The 18,046-nt window shown below is 49.2% G+C and carries 21 protein-coding genes; 13 read left to right on the forward strand and 8 right to left on the reverse strand.

Annotated features, from left to right (window positions below; genetic code table 11):
- Window positions 1-56 precede the first annotated feature (56 nt).
- From EH198_RS09640 to EH198_RS09650, 3 genes are all read left to right on the forward strand, one after another.
- On the forward strand, window positions 57-755 hold the full coding sequence (locus EH198_RS09640; protein WP_124695336.1) for a class I SAM-dependent methyltransferase: 699 nt from the start codon (window positions 57-59) through the stop codon (window positions 753-755).
- Window positions 756-894: 139 nt separating this feature from the next.
- Window positions 895-1,797 carry a L,D-transpeptidase family protein gene (locus EH198_RS09645; protein WP_246014169.1) on the forward strand — a complete coding sequence of 301 codons (903 nt, stop codon included), beginning with the start codon at window positions 895-897 and terminating at the stop codon, window positions 1,795-1,797.
- Between the two features lie 151 nt (window positions 1,798-1,948).
- Complete coding sequence (locus EH198_RS09650; protein ID WP_124695337.1) at window positions 1,949-2,362, forward strand: RDD family protein; 414 nt, start codon at window positions 1,949-1,951, stop codon at window positions 2,360-2,362.
- Window positions 2,363-2,366: 4 nt separating this feature from the next.
- Here the strand turns inward: EH198_RS09650 and EH198_RS09655 are convergent, their stop codons facing one another.
- From EH198_RS09655 to EH198_RS09675, 5 genes are all read right to left on the reverse strand, one after another.
- On the reverse strand, window positions 2,367-2,561 hold the full coding sequence (locus tag EH198_RS09655; RefSeq protein ID WP_246014170.1) for a hypothetical protein: 195 nt from the start codon (window positions 2,559-2,561) through the stop codon (window positions 2,367-2,369).
- 209 nt (window positions 2,562-2,770) lie between these two features.
- The gene (tnpB, locus tag EH198_RS09660) at window positions 2,771-3,859 is read right to left on the reverse strand and encodes an IS200/IS605 family element RNA-guided endonuclease TnpB (protein ID WP_185702829.1); all 1,089 of its coding nucleotides are present in this window, start codon (window positions 3,857-3,859) and stop codon (window positions 2,771-2,773) included.
- A gap of 250 nt (window positions 3,860-4,109) precedes the next feature.
- Window positions 4,110-5,021, reverse strand: coding sequence for a prolyl oligopeptidase family serine peptidase (locus tag EH198_RS09665; RefSeq protein WP_124695338.1), 912 nt, complete (start codon window positions 5,019-5,021; stop codon window positions 4,110-4,112).
- Window positions 5,022-5,159: 138 nt separating this feature from the next.
- Window positions 5,160-6,203 (reverse strand): IS1595 family transposase, encoded by a 1,044-nt coding sequence (locus tag EH198_RS09670; protein WP_124695339.1) that lies wholly within the window; start codon window positions 6,201-6,203, stop codon window positions 5,160-5,162.
- Window positions 6,204-6,267: 64 nt separating this feature from the next.
- Complete coding sequence (locus EH198_RS09675; protein WP_124695340.1) at window positions 6,268-6,813, reverse strand: ATP-grasp domain-containing protein; 546 nt, start codon at window positions 6,811-6,813, stop codon at window positions 6,268-6,270.
- Window positions 6,814-7,011: 198 nt separating this feature from the next.
- On the opposite strand from EH198_RS09675, the gene EH198_RS09680 reads away from it, so the two are divergent.
- The 3 genes from EH198_RS09680 to abc-f all read left to right on the forward strand — a co-directional run bounded on the left by EH198_RS09680 (window position 7,012) and on the right by abc-f (window position 10,336).
- On the forward strand, window positions 7,012-8,073 hold the full coding sequence (locus EH198_RS09680) for a Gfo/Idh/MocA family protein (RefSeq protein WP_124695341.1): 1,062 nt from the start codon (window positions 7,012-7,014) through the stop codon (window positions 8,071-8,073).
- 183 nt (window positions 8,074-8,256) lie between these two features.
- Window positions 8,257-8,574 (forward strand): hypothetical protein, encoded by a 318-nt coding sequence (locus EH198_RS09685; RefSeq protein ID WP_124695342.1) that lies wholly within the window; start codon window positions 8,257-8,259, stop codon window positions 8,572-8,574.
- Window positions 8,501-10,336 carry a ribosomal protection-like ABC-F family protein gene (gene abc-f / locus EH198_RS09690; protein WP_124695343.1) on the forward strand — a complete coding sequence of 612 codons (1,836 nt, stop codon included), beginning with the start codon at window positions 8,501-8,503 and terminating at the stop codon, window positions 10,334-10,336. The genes EH198_RS09685 and abc-f overlap by 74 nt, the downstream gene beginning before the upstream one ends.
- Before the next feature lie 109 nt (window positions 10,337-10,445).
- Here abc-f and EH198_RS09695 read toward each other — a convergent pair whose 3' ends face one another.
- The 3 genes from EH198_RS09695 to EH198_RS09705 are packed head-to-tail and all read right to left on the reverse strand — an operon-like array spanning window position 10,446 to window position 12,093.
- Window positions 10,446-10,841 carry an FMN-binding protein gene (locus EH198_RS09695; RefSeq protein ID WP_221621506.1) on the reverse strand — a complete coding sequence of 132 codons (396 nt, stop codon included), beginning with the start codon at window positions 10,839-10,841 and terminating at the stop codon, window positions 10,446-10,448.
- 33 nt (window positions 10,842-10,874) lie between these two features.
- The gene (locus EH198_RS09700) at window positions 10,875-11,450 is read right to left on the reverse strand and encodes a flavodoxin family protein (RefSeq protein WP_124695345.1); all 576 of its coding nucleotides are present in this window, start codon (window positions 11,448-11,450) and stop codon (window positions 10,875-10,877) included.
- Window positions 11,422-12,093 (reverse strand): TetR/AcrR family transcriptional regulator, encoded by a 672-nt coding sequence (locus EH198_RS09705; protein WP_124695346.1) that lies wholly within the window; start codon window positions 12,091-12,093, stop codon window positions 11,422-11,424. Before EH198_RS09705 ends, EH198_RS09700 begins: the two co-directional genes overlap by 29 nt.
- A 465-nt stretch (window positions 12,094-12,558) precedes the next feature.
- Here EH198_RS09705 and EH198_RS09710 point away from each other — a divergent pair, with 465 nt between their 5' ends.
- The 7 genes from EH198_RS09710 (at window position 12,559) to EH198_RS09740 (ending at window position 18,041) form a co-directional block, all read left to right on the forward strand.
- The gene (locus tag EH198_RS09710; protein WP_124695347.1) at window positions 12,559-13,146 is read left to right on the forward strand and encodes a histidine phosphatase family protein; all 588 of its coding nucleotides are present in this window, start codon (window positions 12,559-12,561) and stop codon (window positions 13,144-13,146) included.
- Between the two features lie 378 nt (window positions 13,147-13,524).
- A complete protein-coding gene (locus EH198_RS09715) occupies window positions 13,525-14,226 on the forward strand; it encodes a YjgB family protein (protein ID WP_124695348.1) in 702 nt (233 codons plus the stop codon).
- A gap of 256 nt (window positions 14,227-14,482) precedes the next feature.
- Window positions 14,483-14,935, forward strand: coding sequence for a MarR family winged helix-turn-helix transcriptional regulator (locus EH198_RS09720; protein ID WP_124695349.1), 453 nt, complete (start codon window positions 14,483-14,485; stop codon window positions 14,933-14,935).
- 42 nt (window positions 14,936-14,977) lie between these two features.
- Complete coding sequence (locus EH198_RS09725; protein ID WP_124695350.1) at window positions 14,978-15,757, forward strand: pirin family protein; 780 nt, start codon at window positions 14,978-14,980, stop codon at window positions 15,755-15,757.
- 74 nt (window positions 15,758-15,831) lie between these two features.
- On the forward strand, window positions 15,832-16,233 hold the full coding sequence (locus EH198_RS09730; protein ID WP_124695351.1) for a DoxX family protein: 402 nt from the start codon (window positions 15,832-15,834) through the stop codon (window positions 16,231-16,233).
- A gap of 75 nt (window positions 16,234-16,308) precedes the next feature.
- Window positions 16,309-17,256 (forward strand): NADP-dependent oxidoreductase, encoded by a 948-nt coding sequence (locus tag EH198_RS09735; RefSeq protein ID WP_185702830.1) that lies wholly within the window; start codon window positions 16,309-16,311, stop codon window positions 17,254-17,256.
- A gap of 23 nt (window positions 17,257-17,279) precedes the next feature.
- Complete coding sequence (locus tag EH198_RS09740) at window positions 17,280-18,041, forward strand: SDR family NAD(P)-dependent oxidoreductase (RefSeq protein ID WP_124695353.1); 762 nt, start codon at window positions 17,280-17,282, stop codon at window positions 18,039-18,041.
- Window positions 18,042-18,046 lie beyond the last annotated feature (5 nt).

Genomic DNA, 18,046 nt, shown 5'->3' on the forward strand with positions numbered 1-18,046 from the left:
TAAAGAAGCGGCCGAGGTCGCTTAAGACGAGATGAGCAGAGAAAGGAAGAGACGAGATGAGCTTAGAAGAGAACCGATTGGATTTAAGCCGCATTATTTTTATCGGAAGAACCTTTGAGGAGTACATGGCGATGTTCGGCCTGTCCGAAGAGGAGCTTCAAGGGCGGACCGTTCTGGATTGTCCGGGCGGCGCATGCGCGTTTACGGCTCGGGCGAATGCGCTCGGAGTTCAGGTGGTGTCAGCCGACATTGCCTACGGGTATCCTATCCGGGCCCTTAAAGAGAAAGGGCTGGAGGATATCCGGCATGCGATGGACCAAATGGAAAAAGCCCGGACCGGTTTCAATTGGGAGTATTTCTCCTCCGTGGAGGAGCTTCGGGAGCATCGGGAACGCGCTCTGCAGGAATGTACGGCCGATATGGCCCGTTACCCGGAGCGGTATGTCCCGGCGGTTCTGCCGGTTCTGCCGTTCGATGACGGCCGGTTCGATCTGACGCTGTCCGCGCATTTTTTGTTCATGTACGGCGACCGGCTCGATTATGACTTTCATCTGAAGACGCTGCGGGAGCTGCTGCGTGTGACCCGAAAGGAGCTGCGCATTTATCCGCTGGTCGGCCTGTCGGGCGAACGGTACGCGCAGATGGACGACCTGCTGAATCACATTCGGGAAGAAGGCTGCACGGCCGAGGAAGTACAAGTCCCCTATGAATTTCAAAAAGGTACGGGCCGCATGCTGAGAATTCTCAAGGGCTGATGTATAGATAACGGGTAATCCGGTCTCCGGTGGGGGGCCGGAATTTTTTTGCGCAAAAGTGGCAACATTTCCCTCCGCAATCCGTTAATAAGATAAAGAGATACAAAATTAGCAGTATTAGGCTGGAGGGGAAACATGAATGAAATTAAACAGGGGAGAGAATCACGGAGGAACCGGCATGCGCAGAGCGCTCGGTCTGATGCTTGCGCTTGTGCTGCTGTGTACCGGCATCTTCGCGGGAGAGGCGAATGCGGCTGGGACTCAAATGCTCGTGATAAACAAAAAGGTCAACAAGCTGGCCTTTTTCGATGGCGGCAAGCTGGTTAAGGTATTCCCGGTCGCGACGGGCAAGGAGAAGAGTTTGACCCCGGAAGGCAGCTTCAAGATTTTCAATAAAATTAAAAACCGGCCTTATTACAAAGATCATATTCCCGGCGGCGATCCCGCCAATCCGCTTGGCGACCGTTGGCTCGGGCTGGATGCGTACGGCACAAGAGGAACGACCTACGCTATTCACGGCAACAACAGAGAGTCCTCGATCGGCAAGTATGTCAGCGCGGGCTGCATCCGTATGCATAATGACGACATCCACTGGCTGTTTCCGCAGGTGCAGAAAAATACGACGGTGGTCATCACTTCCACAATGCTCGATATGGAGAGCATCGCGCGAAAATACGGCTATGTACTGGAGCAAAAGACGGTAGATGGTACGATTGTCATTAACAACGGAACGGCGATTAAGCTGAGCAGTCCTTTTCTGGTGAAAGACTCCCGCGTGTATGTTCCGCTTAGAGAGACCGCATCCGTGCTCGGTGCTAAGCTGGGGCTGGACTCCGAAGGGGCGCTGACGATCACGGCTGGCGGCCGGACGGCATCGCACAAGCCGCTGACCGACTACGCCACCGTAAACGGGACGAAGGTATCCATGCTTGCTTCGCGTAATGAGAGCGGGACTCTGATGATTCCGCTAAGCAGCGTCCCGCTGTTGTTCGGTGTTCAGATTCAGTGGACCGGATCGAGCAGCACCGTTACGATTTTATAGGCATAAGAAAAAAGCTAATCCGGCATTTGGGATTAGCTTTTTTTAAATCTAAGTATTTAGAAGCCGTAACATTGGCAACAGCCATCGAAGCTTGTTCTGTGATACTCTATCTCCGAACATTTTATTCCAGGCACGTCAAAGGAGCGTTTTTATGGACGAAAAGAATGCAGGCTTTTGGATTAGACTGGGCGCCCAAGTGTTGGACGGTCTCTGCTTCGGGCTCCCGGCGGCGATCATTTACTTTCTCATCACTGGCGGAGACACAGAGGGAAGACTTTCAAGAGATATTCTGTCCACCGCCTATATGGTGCTTGTGCCGGTATTCTGGAACGGCCGCACAATCGGCAAAAGAATATGCGGAATCCGTATTCAAAAGCTCGATGGAACTTCACCCGGTATCGGATCGATGCTGCTGCGTAACGGGCTATGCTGGCTGTTGTACAGCTACACTTACGGGATTGCCTTTATTATCAGCATCGTGATGGTGATTGTCCGGAAGGACCGGAGGGCGATTCACGATTTCGCTGGCGGAACGGAAGTCATCTATGACAACCCTGGACTATAAAGAATCAGGCCTGAATCGCTTTTTGCAGCGAATGCTTTAAGCTCTCAACGAACCTTTGACGGATGTCCGGCGTTAACTCCAGCAGGGAGAGATAGGGATTCAAATCTTCAAGTTCGACCAGCAGAAGCTCTCCTTGTTTCGTCCGGCATGCATCCACCCGCTGTATTCCCCAATCCAGATTGTTCCACTCATTGAACACTCCCCCACTTAGCTAACACTTGAGGTGGGGGATTCTTGGGTAATCCCTTCTACTGAAGCGAATTCATATCGATATTTTCTCACGAAAAATCGTATACCAAGCGATCCCTGCGGTTCCCGCAGTTTTCCAAAGGGAAATCTGTACCGATCTTCCCGGAGTTTTTAGGTTTTGCCTTAGCAAAATATTTAAAGGAAAGGTGGTCTTGATGTTTAAACAGCAAGGCTTTTGATGTTATGTGCGGCATTTTCATCTCGATCATGAAGGGTATGGCACGATGGACATTCCCATTGCCGCACAGACAATTTCTTTACTTCGGAATGGATATAGCCGCATACATGACACCTTTGGCTCGTTGGGGCGAACGTGTCGGCAACCTTCACCGTACGTCCATACCATTCCGCTTTATACGAAAGCTGACGTTCAAATTCACTCCAGGACGCATCGGCGATGGATTTGGCCAGCCGGTGATTTTTGAGCATGTTCGCCACTCTCAGATTTTCGATGCTGATCGTTTGGTTTTCACGAATCAGCTTCGTGGTGAGTTGATGCAAAAAATCATGGCGGCCGTTGACGATCTTTTCATGGATTTGGGCAACCTTCTGTTTGGCTTTCTGCCAATTGGAGCCCCCTTTGTTACGGCGAGCCATGCGGCGTTGCCAAAATGCAAGTTTTTGTTCATTTTTGCGAAACACTTTGGGATTGGGAACCCGCACCTCATCAGAGCAGACCGCAAATTCCTTGAGTCCAAGGTCAATGCCAATCTCCTTATCGGTCTGCGGCAGAGGTTTCATTTCCACTTCGCAGAGGATGGATACAAAATACTTGCCTGCCGCATTTCGCCGCAGGGTAGCAGAAAGAATGCGACCTTCACACGCTCTGGAGTTGGCAAAGCGAAGCCACCTAAGCTTCGGAAGTTTAAGTCGGTTTCCGTCGATAGCAATGTTGTCATTGGTGTATTTGGTGGTGTAGCTTTGCATAGGATGCTTTCGGCTTTTGAAGCGTGGAGCCTGATTTTGTTTCTTGAAGAAACGTTCAAAGCTGTCTGCCACGTTTCGCACCGCCGATTGCAAAGCAATGCTATCTACCGATTTCAACCATTCAAATTGCTGTTTGAGTGCAGGAAGCTGTGTGGCACAGGTGTTATAGGACAACCCTTTGCCTGTTGCCTCATAGGTTTCGTTCCATTTGACTAAGAAATGATTGAAGACAAAGCGGCAACAGCCAAACATTTGATGGATGAGTTTCCGTTGTTCCGGATTTGGATAGATGCGATATTTGTAAGCTTTATGCACCAACAAGCCACACAACCTCCTTTCGTGTAAGACATTTCCATTATAGCACATGTGTTCGCTTTGGAGCAAAAAAAACCGCCGATTCATCTCCTCCCTATAGAAGAAGGAGTCTTCTCGGCTTTTAAGATAGGCTCTGTTAGACTAAATTGTTGATATGGTAAAAAATAAATGGAAGAGATTTCTCTTCCATTTATTTCATGGGTTATTTTAACATAGTTCGTACAATACTAATATGTCGAACTTCGTATTATGCTCATTAGGCGTGGCTGGTAATCCATTCTAAAATATAGTCAAAGCGTTCTTGTGTCAATTGATGACCACCGTTATATTGTTTTATCTGCAAATTCCTTTCTGCATTTCTTGAGATATAGTGTTTTCTTACAATTTCATAAATTTGCGGTGCATCCTTTGAATACTTATCTTCATCAGAACAAATAATTAAGAAATCTCTCGGTGCTATTTCTTTTATTACATCAACAATTTCAAATTCTTTGAGAAATCCAGGTATAATACTAGACATTTCTATTCCTATTGAGTTATCCATACGATGTTTATAACTGACAACGCTTCCGCTTGACATGGCATAGCTTATTCTTTTGTCAAAAGCAGTTGCGAAATATGTAGTGTTCCCACCATAAGAATGTCCTAAGCAACCAATTTTTGTTTTGTCCACAATATCCAAACCATTAAGAACACTTACTGCACCTATAGCATCTTCTATGGAAATTTTCGCCAATGTTTCCCCTGTCAAAATACCATGACATAGTGCAAGGAAATGATTCCATTCATCTTCTGTGTGGTTTTCTTCAGTGCCTCTCGCATTTACTCTTCGTTCCTCGAAACATATTGCATCTGGCGCAATTACTACAAAACCTGCACAAGCAAGCTTGCTTCCAAAATCTTGTAATGGGTCACCAACCAATCCGCAAACTTCACTTTTGCCCCAATTTCGTTGACTATGGTGTTGATGATTAACCAAAACTGCTGGGAACGGTGCTTCACCTTTTGGAATAAGCAGGAAGGCAGGTATGATACGACCGTTTACTTCATATTCAATTTTATTTCTTATATAAGCATCACAATCAATAACTGAATTGAAAATAAATTCCATTCTATCCGTTATTTGCGCAAGGTCGATAATTTCGGATATTCTACCAATTGCACTCATTTTTTCGCCCTTTCTGTTATATAAATAATCTCCACTACAAATTCCTATTTATTGCTGACTATTGAATGCTATAATACCATTGTGATTTACTTGATATATATTATAACTTATTTTCGAATAAATGGAGTATTTTGCATGTTAAATGAAAACAGCCTCTCTCCCATGATAACTACAAATTCGAGTATCAACAAAAGGAACTACACTATGAATTAGCATATTTTTAGTCCTTATAAGTTCTTTTTCATCATTAAAACTCTGGAGCCACTTGTACCAAGCCATATAATTCGAAAGGAATTTAGTTGCAACACCTTTAAATCTGTACATCCAAACCTTTAAGTTGCTATGCAAACTATTAACATGGTTTATGTGATAGATTCCATTTTTATAACGACCTCTCATAATTCTTTTATGGTCTAGTTCAAGGTCTTTGGCAAACTGTATATAGGATTTGTGGCTATCTGTGCAGATAATACATTCTGAATCTACATGCTCTTTATAAAGTGCTTCAAGGGCATCAGAAGTTACCCTACCTTTACAGATAGGTTCAAGGATTATGTTATTATTTCTGTCTATAGCTGTAACAATACAAATCTGTTCATTACTTATACCACGTTTCTTAACTTGTTTTCCTCTTTTCCTAGAAGGTCTAGGCATTACAAAACCACTCTTTTTATGGTTCCCCTTATAACTTTCGGGTATAAAGCATTCATCCATTTCAACAACGCCATCAACAAATCCAGTACCCATAAATACTCTGATACAATCAAGGATTTTGTGACGCATATAAAATGAGGTCTTTACGCATACCCCAATTTTTTCAGCATTTTCCCTTATAGATAAGCCTAAAATCATACCTTGAGCATAAGTTAGCCATGCATCTATCGGTAATTTAGTGCAAGATAAAGCAGATTTAGTTAGGTCATTAAATGACTTCTTACAATCACGACAAAGATATCTTTGTTTGCCGTTTAGGTTGCCGTTTTTAACAACATAAGTAGATTGACAATGAGGGCATACTTCCCCCTTTGAAAATCTTGATTCTCTAAAATCTTTATTAAGATTAGCTCTAAACGAACTTACAGTTAACATCTCTCCTATGTAGTTAAACAATTGTTCCAACTGAGAGTTATTAAGATTGGCTATCTCTGCTTTTAAACTTCTTACGCTTACTCTATCGCTCATAATGCACCTCGAAACCTTATTATAATATGATTTCGAGGTTTATATACTATATCAACATTATTGTCTAACACAGCCTTAAGATAAAATAAAACGAGACCTCATATTCGAAATCAATGAACGGTTGAATCAGAACACTCCGTTCGCCGGCATTAAGTTTGGATGATAAATCATTGAAGGATACAATCTCAAGACCTATGGAGTCGGCCCCGTCCTTTGGCTTGGAAATGTAGCTCGGAACTTGCGGCAAATCGTCAATCCGCTCAATATCATCAATGGTCGGGATGACGGGATATCCTGCCTTGGTAAGCTCCAATAGATATTCCTTCCCGTTCATATCGCCTTTGCCGTTAAACGAATTATACGTTTTATATGTATTCGCAGCCGCTCTTTCGCGAAACGACCAATACTTGTCCTTGAAATGGGCGACGGGCCCGGCATTTCGGATAACGATGAGATCATAATTTTTCTCAAAAGCATGAATGTCCTGCGGATGGCAAATCGTGAGCGCGAACGACTCTCTGAGCCTGGAAGTCAGAAACAAATCTTCCTCATAGTAAGTGCGCCCTTTGGCTTCGTAATACAAATCCGTGACAAATAACAGGGTGTTCATATGCGTTCGCATCCTTCCAAGGGGATAGTCGGGTCTAACTGTTTTTCAACCAAGTATAATGGCTGTTCCAAGCGGAGGCATCAATTTTTTGTGGATTGGTACAATTCCTGTACGAATGGAAACGGTGTAAAATGTAATGGAACAAAAATAGAACTTGCGAAAGTTCCAGTACCACACGCGGAAAGGAAAGGATAAAGAATGGAGCAGAAAACGTACAGTCTTGTCATTGTAGGGTTCGGGGGAATGGGCAGCTACCATGTGCAGTTAATTGAGCCGTCCGAGCATCTGGCGGTAACCGGCGTCTATGATCTGGTCGACTACCGGATGGAACTGGCTGCGGCCAAGGGCTTTAAGACTTATGACAGTTTGGAAGCGGTCTTATCTGATGAAACCGTCGATGTCGTGCTGATTGCGACCCCTAACGATGTCCACAAGACCATCGCCATTCAGGCGCTGAAATCAGGAAAGCATGTGATTTGTGAAAAACCGGTGACTATAAACAGTGCCGATCTGCTTGATATTATCGCTGTAGCCAAGGAAGAGGACCGCATCTTCATGGTGCACCAGAACCGGCGCTGGGACGAAGATTTTCTCATTATTCAGGATATCATCCAGAAGAAAAAGATCGGCGAGGTGTTTCATCTGGAGTCCCGCGTTCAGGGAGCCAACGGCATTCCCGGCGACTGGCGCCAGCTCAAGGCGTACGGCGGCGGTATGCTGCTGGATTGGGGCGTCCATCTGCTTGATCAGCTTCTGCTGCTCACCGGCAGCAAAATCGACAGCGTCAGCTCCGAATTAAGCACCATTCTCGGCACCGAGGTGGATGACGGGTTCACCGGCTTTATCCGCTTCAAAGACGGCCTGACCGCCGTGATCGAGGTTGGAACGACCAACTTCATCAAGCTGCCGCGCTGGTATGTCAAGGGCACGGAAGGAACCGCCATTATCCGCGACTGGGATCTCAGCGGGGAGATCGTGGTCAATAATCCGGATGTAGTCAAGGTCGAGCCGAAGCCGATTCAGGCGGGACAAGGGCTCACGAAGACGATGGCGCCTCCTTCGGAGGAATCGACTTTGCGCTTGCCGATCGAGAACCCTGAGAGCACGAAGCAGAGCTTCTATGAAAACTTTGTCTCGGTGATCGAAGGAAAGAGCAAGCCGCTGGTCAAGAACGAGGAGGTCCACCGTGTGCTGCGGTTGATTGAAACGATTTTTGAAGCGGCGGAGAAGCAGGTCATCCTTAAAGGTCTGGAGCTGTAAATCATCGTTCCGAAGCTCGCCGCCCTTGCCAGCCGGGAACGGGACGGTTTATAATGGGAATAATTCAAATTCGGACAATTGACGGAGGATCTCCCCTACGATGAAGAACTAATGCGTTTCCTGAGAAGACCAGCCAACTTGTGATTAGCATATGCACAAGCCGCGGTGCGCCCATGAGGGCGGATGGTCAGGGATACGTATGTCTTCGGGAGATTCAAGGGATCGCTAATCGTTTCGTTTAAAAAGGCTAAGGAACAGTTGCCGCGGATCGCCCCGGCAATGATCCTGTTCATGGCTGTTGCCGTTTGGCAGAAGGCTTGCCATTGGTTGAACGTTGAACGAACCGTGCCATCTGTCTTCCTTTCATACGATATTTTTGACCGCAGCGGCAGCTGCGGTTTTTTATTTGAATTCGGAGGGATGATAGATGCCGGTACTGAGTGTGAAAGAGGTAAGCAAGGAATGGAACGGGAACGTCCTGTTTCAGAATTTGTCGTTTGAACTGGCCGAAGGAGAACGCATGGCGCTCTTCGGTCGCAACGGGGCGGGGAAGACTACGCTGCTGAAGGGACTGATGGGCAGTGTGCCTTTGGAATCAGGCTCGGTGTACCGCGGTCTGCCAATACAGGAATGGGGGCTGCTGGATCAGCAGCTTGAGCCCCGGGAAGGAATGACCGCCCGCCGGCTTGTCCTGGAAGGGAACGCCGAAGCGGCGCGGCTGAAAGCCCGGCTGGAACAGCTCGGCGGCAGACTCCAAAGCGGCGGAGGAGCAGAGGAGGCCATGCTGGCCGAATACGGCGAGGCCTACGAGGACTATCTGCGAGTGGACGGCTACGGTTGGGAGGCGAAGGCGGAAAAAGCGCTGCGGCAGCTGAATCTTCCGCAGGAAATCTGGGATCTGCCCTACCGGTCCTTGAGCGGCGGGCAGAAGACGCGGGTGCAGCTTGCCCAGCTGCTGGCCCGTCAGCCGAAACTGCTGATGCTGGATGAGCCAACCAATCATCTTGACGCGGAAACGATGGAATGGCTGGAAGGGTGGGTATCCGGCTATTCCGGCACTGTGCTGTACGTCTCGCATGACCGCCGCTTTATCGACCGCACGGCGACCTCCGTGCTGGAGCTGAGGCCGGACGGCGGCAGACGTTACTCCGGAGGGTATACGCAGTACCGTGAACAGAAGGCCGTGGAGGCCAGGGAACAGGAAGCGCGGTACAGGAAACAAGAGTTGGAGAAGAAAAAGCTCGAGGAAGCCATCCGGCGGTATGCGGAATGGTTTCAGCAGGCGCACCGCTCCGCCGGGCAGAACGATTTTCTGCGGGCGAAGTCGAAGAAGAACGTGTCCCGCCTGCATGCGAAGGAAGCGGCGCTGGAGCGGCTGAACCGGGACCGCACGGCAGAGCCGCGGGAAAGCGCCAAGCTGAACATGCGGCTCACAGGAGGGGAATTCACCGCCGGAACGCTGCTGAGGACGGAACATGCGGAATTTGCGTATCCGGGCGAAGGTCCTTTGCTGAAGGACTTCAGCTTTACGGTCCGCCGGGGGGACCGGATCGGCTTGATCGGACCGAACGGGTCCGGCAAGTCGACCCTGCTGAAGCTTCTGGCGGGATTATACACGCCGACCGGCGGGACGGTCGCTCTGCATCCGCAGACGACGGTCGGTTATTTTGCCCAAGAGCTGGAGCAGCTTGATTCCTCCTCTACCCTTCTGGACAGCCTGCTTGGGCTCCCCGAAATGACGGTGACGGAGGCAAGGACGATTTTGGGCTGCTTCTTATTTTCACGGGAAGACGCCTTCAAGCTTATCGGCAATTTAAGCCTGGGGGAGAAATGCCGCGTTGCCTTCCTGCGTCTATATTTCGGCAGGGCCAATCTCCTGGTGCTGGACGAACCGACCAATTATCTCGACATTGAGACAAGAGAGGTCATTGAGGAGGCTTTACAGTCCTATCCGGGCGCGCTGCTGCTCGTCACGCATGACCGGTATTTACTGTCGAATATCGCCAACCGGCTGGCGGTGCTGGAGCGCGGACGCTTCCCGATGCAGTTTCCCGGAACCTATGAAGAGTATCTGTCCAAAGACCGGGAGCATATGATGACGGAACGGGAACGGGCCGCAGAGGATGAGCTTGGCGTCCTGCAGCTTAGGCTTACACAGCTCATTCAGGCCGAAACGCCGGAGAGTGACGATGAGAACGCGGCGCTGCTGGAGGAGATTAAGCGGCTGCGCCGGAGGATCGGGGAGCTTATGAAGGAGGGCTAAACTAGGTTGCTGTTGATAAAAAGAAGCTGCCCCGCCGTTAATAGGCTGAGGGCAGCTTCTTTTGTTCGGAGGCGTACAGGTCGTCTTGGCGGAAGGGAATTTGAGAAGATTATTTCTCGCCTTGAACAAGCGCGATCTCTACCGCCTTTTTCAAAACCTTGCTGGAATTGCTCGCGCCGCTGACGGCATCCACCTCCAGCGTCTGTTTGGCGACGATTTCTTTAAGAATAGCTTCGGCGGGAGCACCATGCCCGTTCTTATGTTTCAGCAGGTCGATCTTGGTCACTTTGCCGTTCTGCACGCTAACCTGAACTTTGGCGTCGATAAAACGCACATCGTATTCTCCGACATAAGTGCCATCGGCCAGACGGGAGAAAGGGACATCGGATATGGTGAGATTCTTAATCTTGTTTTGATAGCTGCGCACCTGATACAGATAAGTAAGCCCCGAACCAATCCCTACGAGCAGAATAAGACCAACGACTATCAGCAGTTTCTTCTTCACAGAGTAACCTCCTAAATGAAATGCTATATTGGATTAAAAAAAGCTTTGAATACGCGAAGCCAGCTTGGCTGGAACCTCCGTCAGCTTCTTGGCGCCCGGACAGACGATCTTTCCTCGGCAGGTCATACCTGAGATATGGAAAAACTCGTTCATGGCGGCGAGGCAGGCCGAGCTCTGACGGAGAACCAGGTTGAGCGGGTACGGCGTGTTGCACGCGGTCATCAGCAGGTACTGCTGGCTTTTGGACAGAGTAGGCCTTGGAGCAATGCCCCCGCCGCTGCGGTCCATCGCCTTACCCGCCAGCCTGTCGAACATGAGCTTGACCTGTCCAGGCACATTGGCGTAATAGGTGGGCGCGGACAATATAACCAGATCGCTGGAAGCCAGCCGCTCCCACAGCCCGGCAAGCTCGCCGCCGGGAGGGCAGATTCCGGTTGCCCGGCAGTCCGGGCAGCCTTTGCAGGCGTTAATGTTCACCTTATACAAGTCGCAGATGTCCGTCTCCCAGCCCGCCGTCTTCGCCGTCTGGACGGCAATTTGCAGCATCTTCGCCGTGATTCCGTCCGGTCTGGGGCCACCCTTAATGGCCAGCAGCCGTTTTGTCGCCATGTTCCTCCTCCTTCACAAGCATACGCAGCAGCAGATTGCAGCCGTATTCCAGCAGCCCTTTCGGCGTCGTGCCCATTGTCTCGGAAATATAGCTGCTTTTGCGGTTAGCCAAAATTATGAGCGAGGACAAGCTGCTCCAATAGATCAGAATAGTTTCCTTGATTCGCGTACACGGCATCACTGCGCCTTCCGCGATTCCCCTCCAGACCATCTCCCCCAGCGCGGCGTTAATCTCCTCTCCGACACTGAAAATATCCTTCTTCACCTGCGGCAAATCCGGGCTGTCCAGCGGCTGGGTCTGAAAATCGACAATCCGAGCGAAGAGAAAGGGAGATGCCTCATAGAAAGCCATCAGGCTGGTGCAAAGGGCGCGATATTTGAGCAAAAAGCCCTCATGGCCGTCAACGCTTCGCAGAAGATGCTCCTTGAGCTGCAAGAACCCTTTTAAGACGATCCGGTCGTGTATTTCCTCCTTGCTCGGGAACTGAAGGTACACCGTGCGCTTGCTGTATTCGGCACTCTTGGCAATATCGTCCATCGTCGTGGCCGCAATGCCTTTTTCCGCGAACAACTGCTCCGCGGCATGCAAAATATTCTCTTGATGAAGAGCCGAGATGGTCTCTTTGCGTGTGGCCCGATCCATTCGTACACCCCCGGTTCTAAAAGTAAACTGTTAGTTTACCTGAATCGTATCATCTTTTTGGAAAGGTGTAAATCCATTTTTTCACATTTAATTTTCGTTTTACATTTCACATCCGTTTTGACAGGAGCTGGGCAAAGGAGATGCTCGAAGGTAGGGTTCCGAAGATGGTATTAACATGACGAACGGGAATTCTTCCGCCTTATTTGCTCTACTTTCACTTCTGTGGGCCAAAATGGCAAAATAAGCTGGAGAAATTCCGCTATATCGGGCTGGAAGTTGCTGAAACGGGAGGATGAGCAGGAGATTTTCCGGTTCATGGGGGAGCGTGCGTGTCTGAACAGTGAAAGGGACGATCCGAAAGCGAAGGAAGAAGAGACTATCCGCAGGAAATGCAGCCGCACCGCCGAATGTAGTAAACGGAATACTTTGGAAAAAATAACCGGACGCCAAAAGGAGTTATCAGAAATGCATACCCGTATTTATATGATCAGACATGCCGTTTCGCCGTATCTGCCCGGGCAGGAGCGGAACCGTGGCCTTTCGCAGCAAGGGGCCGCCGATGCGGGCAGAGTGAAGGAGATGTTGAAGAACGAGGATATTGCGCATTTTGTATCCAGCCCCTATGCGAGGGCGGTCGCTACCATGCAGCCTTTGGCGGAAGAGGCGGGTAAGGAGATTGAGCTGTGCGAGGAACTGAGGGAAAGAGCATTTGGAACGTTGGACAGGGAATTTGGGGATGAAGAATTGCTGGTTGCGATCCGCCGTTCTTATGAAGACAGGCATTTCAAGCTTGACGGCGGAGAGAGCCACAAGGAAGCCGAGGAACGAGCCGTGCCGATTATGGAGCGGCTGCTTCGGGAGTATGCAGAGAGCAACATTGCAATTGGAACCCACGGCAATATCATGGCGATTATCATGCACTATTACGATAAAGCGTACGGATTTGATTTCTTGTTGTCGACGACCAAGCCGGATATTTATAAGCTGGAGTTCGATGGGACGCGGCTTGTGAAGGTGGAGCGGTTATGGGAGCCGCAGCCAGGCTTAAAATAAAAGCCATCCCGCAAGGGACGGCGTTAGGCAGCATTTTTTCAGGATAAGTCCGGATTTAAGCGTTCAGACGCTTGTGGTTCTGATGCGCCAGCGTGAGCAGAGTGACGTAGATCGGCTGGACGTTGAATTTTTTGCCGAACTCGAATTTGTAGGAGCCGATTTGTACGTTGTTGGTTTTAAAAAGAATAAATAGTATTTATATCGTCCTTGTGATTCTACATAGTTCTACAGTAAGGGTGGTTTTTCCTGCATTTTACGGCGCAGATTAAGGCCTTACGTGCTTGGCGCTCCCAATGCTGCAACCTTTCCGTATGTGTTCCGTCTGTTAAGGATAGGAATAGATCCAAGACTGTAAAGATCAGCTGGGAGATGACACATATGAAAAAGTATATCAAAATGATAGCGGCAAGCATCATGCTCACGGGAATGCTGGGCGTTGCCGCATGCAGTTCCGGAGACGGCGGAGTAGCTTCCCCGCCGCCATCCGCGACTGCCTTGCCGTCTGTACCGCCTTCGGCTGCCGCAGCGTCCGCTCCGGCAACTGCAACAGCCTCTCCGGCAGCCAGCGATGCTGCCCCATCGGGCAGTCCGGGCGTTTCCGCCGCACCGACATCGGCATCATCGCCTGCCCCCGGCGGCGATGCGAATACGGCTGCGCTGCTCCAAGAGCTGCTTGAGCTTGCCAAGCAGGGCAAAGCGCCGGGCATTCCGTTCGCCGCGCATACGGATCTCATCGACGATGTGAAGAAGACTTGGGGCGAGCCGGACAAGGAAGAGGGGGCGGGCAAAGGCATCTACGCCACGTACAGCGTGAGGCATGCGGTGATCGGGTTCAACAAAGGCAGTCTGATCTTTGATGTCCGTTCCAGCGCCGCCGATTTGCAGCAGTTGACACTGCAGCAGATTGAAGGCGCGCTCGGCAGGCCGGACGACACGAAGACCAGCGGGAACGACAGTATCTATATTTACAAGGCGGGTACCCAGTACCAATTGAAATTCGTGATTCCGAAATCTACCGGTAAAGTCGACCACATTTCCGTCTTTTCCGAACAGGATTCGATTAACAATATGGCCGGATAATAAAAGGTGCGGCATGACCGATTAATTCGGCCTTTTAAGAGCAGTCAGGCGGGACTTTCCGCCTGGCTGTTTTTTTGACACTGGTGATCGCTTGCCATTAGTCGAGTTGAAACGCAGCGTACGTAAAGTTTTTTCTCATATTGTTGTTGACAATAACGGATTCACGTCGTATATTTATCTTAAATAAAAGACATTTGGATTAAAGAAGTTTTTAATCAAGATATTTGAGTCAAAGATATATGCAGGAGGTGATTCAATGCCCAATCAATTGGACGACGCTCAAGCGACTTCCCTTAAGCTGTTTGTTGTTCTATCCAAGGCTTACAAAGCGATTTCGGATCAAGCTATAAAGGATGTCAGGCAGTACGGATTGTCACCTTCCGAATTTGCGATTCTCGAAGTGCTGTATGCCAAGGGGAAAATTCCCATGCAGCAGATTGGAGAAAAGATTTTAATCACAAGCGGAAGTATAACCTACAATATCGACAAGCTGGAGAAGAAAAATCTGCTAAGACGCGTGCCATCCCATGAAGACCGGAGAGTGATCTATGCTGAAATTACAGACGCCGGAAATGATTTGTTTAATCGGATCTTTCCCGAACATGCCGCTAAAATCCATTCTCTAATGAAGGGGATTTCCCAAGATGAACAGCAAGAAGCGATTGTACTGCTCAAAAAACTGGGGAAACAGGCGAAAGATTTAGGCTAACCGCTGCTACAGTTTAAAAATCCAATTAGGAGGCTGTGCATTATGCAAACCATGGTGTATACCCCTGCTATGCAGGGAAAAGGCGAATTTGACGGCGGGAAAATCAAAGAACAAAAGCCGATTGGCTTTTCGGGCGAAGGATCGGTGATCAGACGGGTGGGTCCCTTATTCTATTGGGCATGGGCCACTTCAAGCACCGAAGCCAAGATCGGTCTGCACCCCCATCAAGGCTTTGAGATTTTGACTTATGTGGTGGAGGGCAATGCCTTTCACGGGGATACCTTGGGTACGGACAGCGCCGTAGGTGCAGGCGGGGCCCAGGTCATGCAAACAGGCTCAGGCGTAAGTCATCAAGAAAGGCTGAGTGCCGATTCGGAGCTTTTTCAAATATGGTTCGAGCCGGATTTGACGGAAGCGTTTCGGAGAAAGCCAACTTACCGGCAGTATGCACATGAAGATTTTCCGCAGGAAACGAGCGAAGCCGGATTTACCGTAAAGACGGTTATTGGTCCCGGCGCTCCCGTTCAATTGGTCACAGACAGCGAAATGTGGGATGTTGAAATAGGCGGCGGTGCCCGATATGTACAAAAAGTGCCAGCCGGCTATACTTTAACGGCTTTAGCCATTCGCGGGCAAGGAACATGGGGAGAGTCAGGAGCATCGAAGGAGCCCGTACCTTTTCGGCACAAAGATTTCATCATTAAAGCCGTGGAAGCCGATACGGAGATGGAAATAATGAACTCGTCTGATCAAGACACGCTGCGCCTGATCTTCATCAAGGTTCCTTCCAAGGTGAATTATCCTCTTTACCCTAAAAGATAAGAGATTTCTATCGATTTTTGTCAAATATCTTTAAATAAAGATTATTAAACCCAAAATAATAGGAGATGATTTAGATGGTAGCATTGGGATTACTGTTGGTTCGTTTGGTAGTGGGGCTGTTGTTCATCGGGCATGGCGCTCAAAAGCTGTTTGGCTGGTTCGGCGGTTATGGCCCGAAAGGAACGGGAGGCTGGATGGATTCGGTCGGGATTAAACCGGGCGTATTCATGGCAGTGCTGGCGGGACTGCTCGAGCTGCTCGGAGGTGTTCTTTTTGCTCTCGGACTATTTACTCCGCTTGCCGCCTTGTTCATTACGCTGACCATGCTCGGCGCCATCGTTAAAGTGCATGGCAAGAACGGATTGTGGGTAACGGCCAACGGCTATGAATATAACGCTGTCTTGATCGTGGTAGCCATCGGAATCGCTTTGATCGGTGCAGGGGCATATTCGCTGGATGCGGTATTGAATCTGTAATTGAGAATGATCTCGAATCGGTGAGTACAAATCTACTATAAGAAAGAGGTTGTTATTATGACGACAAATCCATTCATGAAAGCAGCGAGATTTCATCAATATGGAGGAGCGGATGTTATCCGGTATGAAGATGCACCCGTTCCGGAAGTAACCGAGGATGAAGTGCTGATTAAAGTTGCCGCCACCTCATTTAATCCGTTTGATGCAAAATTGCGTTCGGGGGCATTCAAGCAATTCTTGCCGATCGAACTTCCCTTTACACCATCTGTGAATGTATCGGGCACCGTTGTGAAAGCGGGCGACTCCGTTACAACGTTTCGGGAAGGAGACAATGTTTTCGCTTATCTTGATGTGACAAGGAATGGTGCCGCTGCAGAGTACGTCGTCAGCAAAGCTGTTCATATCGCTCATGCACCCAAGACATTTGACTTGCACGAATCGGCCGCCGTACCAAGCGTAGCGTTAACTGCCTGGCAAGCCTTATTCGATTACGGCCGTCTGAAGTCCGGTCAGCGTGTGCTTATTACGGCCGCAGCAGGGGGAGTGGGAACGTTAGCCGTGCAATTGGCAAAATGGAAGGGTGCCTACGTCATTGGTACGGCGTCTGAAAAAAGCTTTTCCATGCTTGAACAGCTGGGCATCGATGAAATCATTGATTATAAAAAACAGTCCGTTGTTGAAGCATTGAAGAACAAGGTGGATGTAATCTTTAATCTCTCACCTGCCGGCAAAGATGAAATAAGTAACCTTCTGCAGCTGCTAAACGAAGGTGGAACGTTCATATCCGCCGTATCTCCCGCAGATGAAACTATAGCGAAAGAACTGGGAGTAAAAGCCGTTCGATTAAACTCTCACCCCGATGCGGAGCAATTAACACAAATCGCTGAATTACTCGATGCGGGGGTACTGAAGCCTGTTATTACGGAAAGAACAAAGCTTAGCGAACTGGCAGCCGTCCATCAAAAATTTGATGACGGAAAAGTTAGCGGAAGAGTATTAATCATCGTTGACGGAGTAAATTAATTTTTTCCAAGGAGGATTCAGACATGACAACTTTACGGGATTTTGAGAACAAAGTAGTGCTCATTACAGGAGCCGCAACGGGAATCGGCCGCGCCGCGGCGCTTGCATTCGCGAAACGCGGGGCGGCGATAGCCATCGGCGATGTAGATGAAAGAAGCAGCGAAACGGTTAAGCTGATTGAAGAAGCGGGAGGAGAGGCTGTTTTTTACAAAACAGATGTATCGGATAAGGAGCAAGCCGCGGCTTTGGTTGAACAAACGGTTAACCGGTTCGGCCGCCTGGATCATGCATTTAATAATGCCGGCGTCCTGCCGCCTTCCAAACCTTTTATTGAGATGGATGAGAATGATTTTGACAGAACGATTGCAGTCGATCTTAAAGGTGTATTTCTGATGATGAAATATGAGATTGAAATGATGCTGAAGTCCGGCGGCGGTACGATTGTAAATACGGCGTCTATCGCGGGACTCATCGCAGATCCGTTCATGGCTCCTTACGTGGCGGCGAAACATGGCGTGGTAGGCCTGACCAAAGCGGCGGGCATCGAGTATGCTTCGCAAGGGATTCGGGTAAATGGGGTAGCGCCAGGACTCACTGAAACCCCTATGATTAAGGAGTGGCTGGATGATCCGGAAACCCGAAAAGTTGTATTGGCAAATGTTCCTGCTGCGCGAATGGCCCAACCTGAAGAGATTGCGGAAATGGTCGTTTTCTTATCCTCTTCCGGAGCAAGCTTTGCGGCGGGGCAAACCTTCCCGGTGGATGGCGGTCAAACCGCCCGCTGATTAAT

It is taken from the genome of Paenibacillus rhizophilus (assembly GCF_003854965.1).
GTDB lineage: Bacteria > Bacillota > Bacilli > Paenibacillales > Paenibacillaceae > Paenibacillus_AQ > Paenibacillus_AQ rhizophilus.

Coding starts and splice junctions, on each gene's coding strand:
- EH198_RS09640 (WP_124695336.1), top strand. CDS start 57: ATGAGCTTAGAAGAGAACCGATTGGATTTAAGCCGCATTATTTTTATC.
- EH198_RS09645 (WP_246014169.1), top strand. CDS start 895: ATGAAATTAAACAGGGGAGAGAATCACGGAGGAACCGGCATGCGCAGA.
- EH198_RS09650 (WP_124695337.1), top strand. CDS start 1,949: ATGGACGAAAAGAATGCAGGCTTTTGGATTAGACTGGGCGCCCAAGTG.
- EH198_RS09665 (WP_124695338.1), bottom strand. CDS start 5,021: ATGAGTGCAATTGGTAGAATATCCGAAATTATCGACCTTGCGCAAATA.
- EH198_RS09670 (WP_124695339.1), bottom strand. CDS start 6,203: ATGAGCGATAGAGTAAGCGTAAGAAGTTTAAAAGCAGAGATAGCCAAT.
- EH198_RS09675 (WP_124695340.1), bottom strand. CDS start 6,813: ATGAACACCCTGTTATTTGTCACGGATTTGTATTACGAAGCCAAAGGG.
- EH198_RS09680 (WP_124695341.1), top strand. CDS start 7,012: ATGGAGCAGAAAACGTACAGTCTTGTCATTGTAGGGTTCGGGGGAATG.
- EH198_RS09685 (WP_124695342.1), top strand. CDS start 8,257: ATGGTCAGGGATACGTATGTCTTCGGGAGATTCAAGGGATCGCTAATC.
- abc-f (WP_124695343.1), top strand. CDS start 8,501: ATGCCGGTACTGAGTGTGAAAGAGGTAAGCAAGGAATGGAACGGGAAC.
- EH198_RS09700 (WP_124695345.1), bottom strand. CDS start 11,450: ATGGCGACAAAACGGCTGCTGGCCATTAAGGGTGGCCCCAGACCGGAC.
- EH198_RS09705 (WP_124695346.1), bottom strand. CDS start 12,093: ATGGATCGGGCCACACGCAAAGAGACCATCTCGGCTCTTCATCAAGAG.
- EH198_RS09710 (WP_124695347.1), top strand. CDS start 12,559: ATGCATACCCGTATTTATATGATCAGACATGCCGTTTCGCCGTATCTG.
- EH198_RS09715 (WP_124695348.1), top strand. CDS start 13,525: ATGAAAAAGTATATCAAAATGATAGCGGCAAGCATCATGCTCACGGGA.
- EH198_RS09720 (WP_124695349.1), top strand. CDS start 14,483: ATGCCCAATCAATTGGACGACGCTCAAGCGACTTCCCTTAAGCTGTTT.
- EH198_RS09725 (WP_124695350.1), top strand. CDS start 14,978: ATGCAAACCATGGTGTATACCCCTGCTATGCAGGGAAAAGGCGAATTT.
- EH198_RS09730 (WP_124695351.1), top strand. CDS start 15,832: ATGGTAGCATTGGGATTACTGTTGGTTCGTTTGGTAGTGGGGCTGTTG.
- EH198_RS09735 (WP_185702830.1), top strand. CDS start 16,309: ATGAAAGCAGCGAGATTTCATCAATATGGAGGAGCGGATGTTATCCGG.
- EH198_RS09740 (WP_124695353.1), top strand. CDS start 17,280: ATGACAACTTTACGGGATTTTGAGAACAAAGTAGTGCTCATTACAGGA.